Here is a 4,981-nt window from a genome sequence, read left to right as displayed (position 1 = left end):
GGGGACGCTGCGACGGTGACGGCTCGCTTGGCGGCGAACGGCGTGATGCCGGAGTTGAACAGCGCGGCGATGCCGGCACCTGCCGCCAGGAGGAGGAGCAGCGGCAGGAAGTTCAGCCCTCCGGCGGCGAGCACCGAGACCAGCAGCTGCAGTCCACCAGCGATCAGCGGCAGAAGCAGGGGCAGGGCGGCAACGCCGAGAACCGCTGCGGCAGCGAGCCCGAGCAGAGCACCGATACCGTTGAGCCCGCCGAGGATGCCACGGAGATCGATACCACCGACGCCGAAGACGAAGCCGCCGTTCAGGGAGATGCTGTCCCAGAAAGCCTGGATCCGGCCGGTCACGGCATTCCACTGCGCGGTGATACCCTCCGTGAACTTGCCCGGATCAGTGCTGTTCCAGCCGTTGAGGAGGTTGTCGATGGTCTGCTTGATCCCCGAGGAGTCCCAGGTTGCGCGGATCTGGGCCACGACCACGTCGAACGACCGGAGATCGAGCGAGCCGAACCAGACGAAGAAGCGGTTCCAGGAGATCCCTCCGCCCTGCAGGACCAGTGACGCCAGCAGCGCGACAATGAGGATGAGACCTCCCAGCAGCGCGATCGGGCCGAGCGCGGTGACCAGTGCGATCAGGCCCCTGATCAGCAGCGGGCCGAGATTCAGCAGGCCCGCCGCCAGTACGGAGACCAGCAGCTGCAGTCCACCACCGAAGACGGCGAAGAGCAGGCCACCGACCAGCAGCACAGGAAGCGCGAAGGCGCCGACCAGCAGGATGAGCGGCAGCGCGAGGACGCCGAGCAGCACCGGGCCGAGGTTCAGCAGGCCGGCCGCCAGCGCAGAGACCAGGAACTGCAGTCCGCCACCGAGCACCGGCAGCAGTCCGCCGACCAGGGCGGCGACGATTCCCCCGATGGCAGCCACCGGCAGCGCGAGGATGCCCAGCACAGCGGGGCCGAGGTTCAGCAGGCCGGCCGCCAGTGCGGAGACCAGGAGCTGCAGTCCGCCGGCGACCACCGGCAGGGCCCCGAGGGTCAGGGGAAGCGCCTTACCTGCGAACAGCCCGCCGAACAGCGGGGCCGCGAGCGCAGCCAGGGCCGCGACCGGGACGGACAGGGGCACCAGATCGAGGGAGGGGATCACGGAACCGATGACGGCGAACACGTCAGGTCCGCCGATCTTCTCCAGCACACCGCTCACCGCGGCGACCGGGTCGGCGAAGAGAACCTTCGGGCCACCCGCCTCGACGATGACCTGCTGCAGGGTCTCGACCGGGAAACGGGTCAGTGAGCTGACGAGGGAATCGAGGCCGGCGACGGCACGGTCGACGCCCTCCCCCGCACGGGGGGCGAAGGGGTTGTCGGTGGAGTCCACCCACACCTTGTACTCCGGCGAGTCCAGGACTGCGGCGAAGTTCTGGTGGACGGTATCGAGGACCGGGGCGACGGCGGCGGCCGGGTCAGCCAGCAGCTGTGCCGTGGCGACGGCGTCGCCGACCACCGCCGGGTCGGGACCGGCGGCCGGGGCCGGGACGGTGGACACGACGGCCTCCGGGGCTTCCACCGCGGTGCTCTTCCGCAGCAGGTTGGCCGGAAGGATGTCCCCGACGGGGATCACCGGGGCGGGCAGGGTCGGCAGCGGCGGGGTGACCGGGGAGTCGGCGAGTGTCGCTGCCGCTCCCTCGAGTGCCTGGTCCAGATTGAGGTCGGCGGGCCATTCAGCGGCGGCCGCGCTCGGCGCCAGGAAAAGTCCTGCTGCCGGGGCCGCGACGCCGAGAGCTCCGAGAAGTAGACGTGGGTAACGCATGGTGGGTGGGGAGTCCTCTCTGACTCTGAGATGGAAGGGGGTGAGGTGCCGGGCGCAGTCCTACGGAGGGACCCAGACCCGCCCGAGTGCCGTGTGCACGGTCAGTCCCCTGCCTCGGTGCGGCTGACGAGTTGCATGCTCAACGGAGCGTCGGGAGCGCAGGCGGCCCGGCCCCGGTAGACCGTCATGGTCTCCAGCACCCGGATCACTGCCTCCCGGTCCTCATCGGTGACCGCCGGACCGTGACAGGTGACGAGGGCGGTCCACCTCGGCCCGTCCACCCCGATCTTGATGAGCCGGATCACCCCGGCGGCATCCGTGACGACGACCTCCCGGCCGAAGACACCGTCGGTCAGACCCACCGTGTACCCCGCGTCGGGTTCGAACTCCCCGCGCACGGCGGTTGCGGTGTCGGCGGCGAGGCCGCTGCACCAGCGACGGTCGTCGAGTGGTTCCGCGAGAACACAGACGCTCACCATGACGCCTTCGGCGGTGGACATGACGACGGAATCGGGAACGTCGCCGTCAGACATCGTCAGGCCGACATCGTGCAGGTATCTGACAGGTACCGAAAAACTCGCGGCCACGAAGTCGAGCGTGATCTCACCCGCGGTCGGCTCGTGAATTTTGGCGGGAGCGTCGCCGCCGAACAGGGAGCTTCCGTCCCACGGGCCGTGCTCCTGAGCAACCTCCACGACCAATTCACCTCACCCTCAAGGACAATCAACAATTAGCCGTTACCGTAACGCGGAGGACTGGAAAAGACAATCCTCAGTTAGTTATATCCCACTTAGTTACGCGACAAACTATGTCGGTGGTAGAATTGTCAGCGGAAGTAGTATCCGCCCTGAGTATTATTTCTTTATTGCCATTCAGTAATTGATCCACCCACGCAAAGGGGTGGCCGGACCCCCGGAAAACCCCTGCGGAACCACCGCCGAACAGCCCCGATAAAACCGCATTGACCTGTTGCGATACCCACCGCTGCGGCCAGTGCGACGCCACACACCCCACCCCCACGACAAGGGGCCTTCTTTACGCGGACCTGACCGACTCATAGACTGAATTCTGCGTTTCGGGTACCCCCGAAAGCACAATGTCACTACCCCTAACCTGAAAGGACTCACCATGCTTGGTGGACTTCTCGTCGGCCTCGGCGGCACCGTCGGACTCCTCGTTACCGGCCTCCTCGGCCTCCTCGGCGGCGTCGTCGGTTCCATCCTCTAGGACGACCAACCCTCACCCTCTCTAGCGTCAGCAGGAGAGGGTTCGAGTATTTTCTAATACTCATCAGTCGCCGATCGGCCAGTCTTCCCGACAGTCCGGTCGGCCCCTTGACTTAATTATGACCGCGAAAGTGGAATCCCTCACTGTATTCCCCTTGAATAGATTCATTTCATTCACTTCCCCGAGGGCGTACCGCACTCTTCCGGCACGACGAAACACTTTATTTCACCTCGGAACACAGAGGATACGGCCAGTAGAACAGATGCCCACGGTCGCCACTTGCATGACACAGCGAGACACCCCGAGACTGCGCCCCGGAAGACCGCCGCGGTTCACCCGGCAGGATGCCGTGAGCGCGGCGCTCGACGTCGGAATATCCCGGTTCACCATGGCTGCGGTCGCCAAGAAACTGTCCGTGACGACACCCGCCCTCTACCGGTGCTTCCCTTCCCGCGACTCACTGCTCGACGCATGCCTCGAGACCATCGCCGAGCACATCACCATACCCACCTCACGGGTGCACTGGCGGGTGTTCCTGGAGGATGTCGCCGAGGGATGGTGGACACTCTTCAACAGATTCCCGGGCCTGGACCTCATCCTGATGCTCCGGCACCAGGCTGCCAGTAAGCTGCTCCCGGCAGGTGAGATCCTCCGGGCCGGCGTCACCTGCCACGGGTTCAGCGACGCGCAGGCGACATTCGCACTGGGCGGGATCGCGGACCTCACGACCGCCGCCACCAACCGCCTCCACCTCGTGCTCACCGGACCCCATCACTCCTCAGACCTTGTCGAGGGTGCCCGTGCCCAGTGGCGTCAGCTCGTCGACTTCTTCCTCGACCATCTGGCGGAGACCGCCCCGGACTGGCCGTGTTACGCCGGCCCCTACCGGAACCTCCTCCCCGGGGTGAGCGACGGGTGATCCGGCCCGCCACCTCCCACTACGCTTTCCGAGGTCGTCGGGCCTAGACTGGAAACGGAACGCACGACTCGTGCGGTCCCCGCCGACCGGCCCCGTTCCCCAAGGTGGTGCCACGTCCCCTGTGACGCATCCTCCCCTTCGTGGGCGACCCCCACGTTTCACCGCAGACGACGCCGTCCGTGCAGCACTCGCTCTCGGCGTCGCCGACTTCACGATGGCCGACGTCGCACGGACGCTCCGCGTCACGGCCCCCGCCCTGTACCGGCGCTTCGCGACACGGGAAGCCCTCACTGCGGCCTGTCTCACCGCCATCGGGCGGGAGCAGACCCCGGTGCCTGACGGGCTGCCGTGGCGGGAGTACCTCTCCGCCCTCGCCGAGCAGCTGTGGGCGGTCCTGCTGCGCCACCCCGGACTGGACGAGGTGATGTGGACCTTCCCCCGTTCCCTCGGCGATCCCCTCGACCCGACCGGTGACATGGTCCGGGGGCTGACGCACCAGGGGTTCACCACGTCCCAGATCGTCTTCGCCACCCAGTACCTCGCCGACCTGGCGACCACGTCGGTCGCCCTTCTGCAACGTCGCCTCCCCACACCCGGCGAGTACCCGGGAGCGGGCTTCACCGACGAACACCACTTCCGGTACCGGGTGCACGTAGACACCTTCCTCGACCGTCTCACCGCCCTGGCCCCCGACTTCCCGGAGATGACGGGGCCACTCGCGGTCCCCCTCCGCCACGAACGGCAGCTCCGGTGACCCCGGCGCACACCGTGCCCCCGGGAGCCCGGCCGCCGCGGCGCGCTGTCGGACGCCCCCCGAGGTTCGCTGCGGAGGACGCGGTCGCCGCCGCGCTCCGGGCCGGCATCATGGACTTCACGATGAGCGGCGTCGCCGAGGAACTCGGGGTCACCGCACCCGCCCTCTACCGGCTCTTCCCCGGCCGGAGGGACCTCGTCGACGCCTGCCTCCGACACATCGTCACAGAGTTCCCGGCCGGCGCCACCGCAGCGTCCGAAACCATGACCTGGCGGGAGG

4 protein-coding genes and 1 pseudogene are annotated in these 4,981 nt (G+C 67.4%); 3 read left to right on the top strand and 2 right to left on the bottom strand.

What is annotated here, in order from left to right; translation table 11 throughout:
• Together QZV72_RS01055 and QZV72_RS01050 are read right to left on the bottom strand one after the other, a co-directional pair.
• A pseudogene (locus QZV72_RS01055) lies at nucleotides 1-1,802 on the bottom strand (hypothetical protein); the annotation flags it as partial.
• Nucleotides 1,803-1,903: 101 nt separating this feature from the next.
• Entirely contained in the window at nucleotides 1,904-2,497 is a 594-nt protein-coding gene (locus tag QZV72_RS01050; RefSeq protein WP_297004151.1) for a DUF3710 domain-containing protein, read from the bottom strand.
• Between the two features lie 881 nt (nucleotides 2,498-3,378).
• On the opposite strand from QZV72_RS01050, the gene QZV72_RS01045 reads away from it, so the two are divergent.
• The 3 genes from QZV72_RS01045 to QZV72_RS01035 form a co-directional block, all read left to right on the top strand.
• The gene (locus tag QZV72_RS01045) at nucleotides 3,379-3,948 is read left to right on the top strand and encodes a TetR/AcrR family transcriptional regulator (protein WP_297004149.1); all 570 of its coding nucleotides are present in this window, start codon (nucleotides 3,379-3,381) and stop codon (nucleotides 3,946-3,948) included.
• A gap of 121 nt (nucleotides 3,949-4,069) precedes the next feature.
• A complete protein-coding gene (locus QZV72_RS01040) occupies nucleotides 4,070-4,702 on the top strand; it encodes a TetR/AcrR family transcriptional regulator (RefSeq protein WP_297004147.1) in 633 nt (210 codons plus the stop codon).
• The coding region (locus QZV72_RS01035) for a TetR/AcrR family transcriptional regulator (RefSeq protein WP_297004145.1) at nucleotides 4,699-4,981 on the top strand (283 nt) is incomplete at its 3' end. The genes QZV72_RS01040 and QZV72_RS01035, both read left to right, overlap by 4 nt.

This window comes from uncultured Corynebacterium sp. (assembly GCF_902782855.1).
Taxonomy (GTDB): domain Bacteria; phylum Actinomycetota; class Actinomycetes; order Mycobacteriales; family Mycobacteriaceae; genus Corynebacterium.
This window is presented reverse-complemented; position numbering and strand designations above follow the sequence as displayed.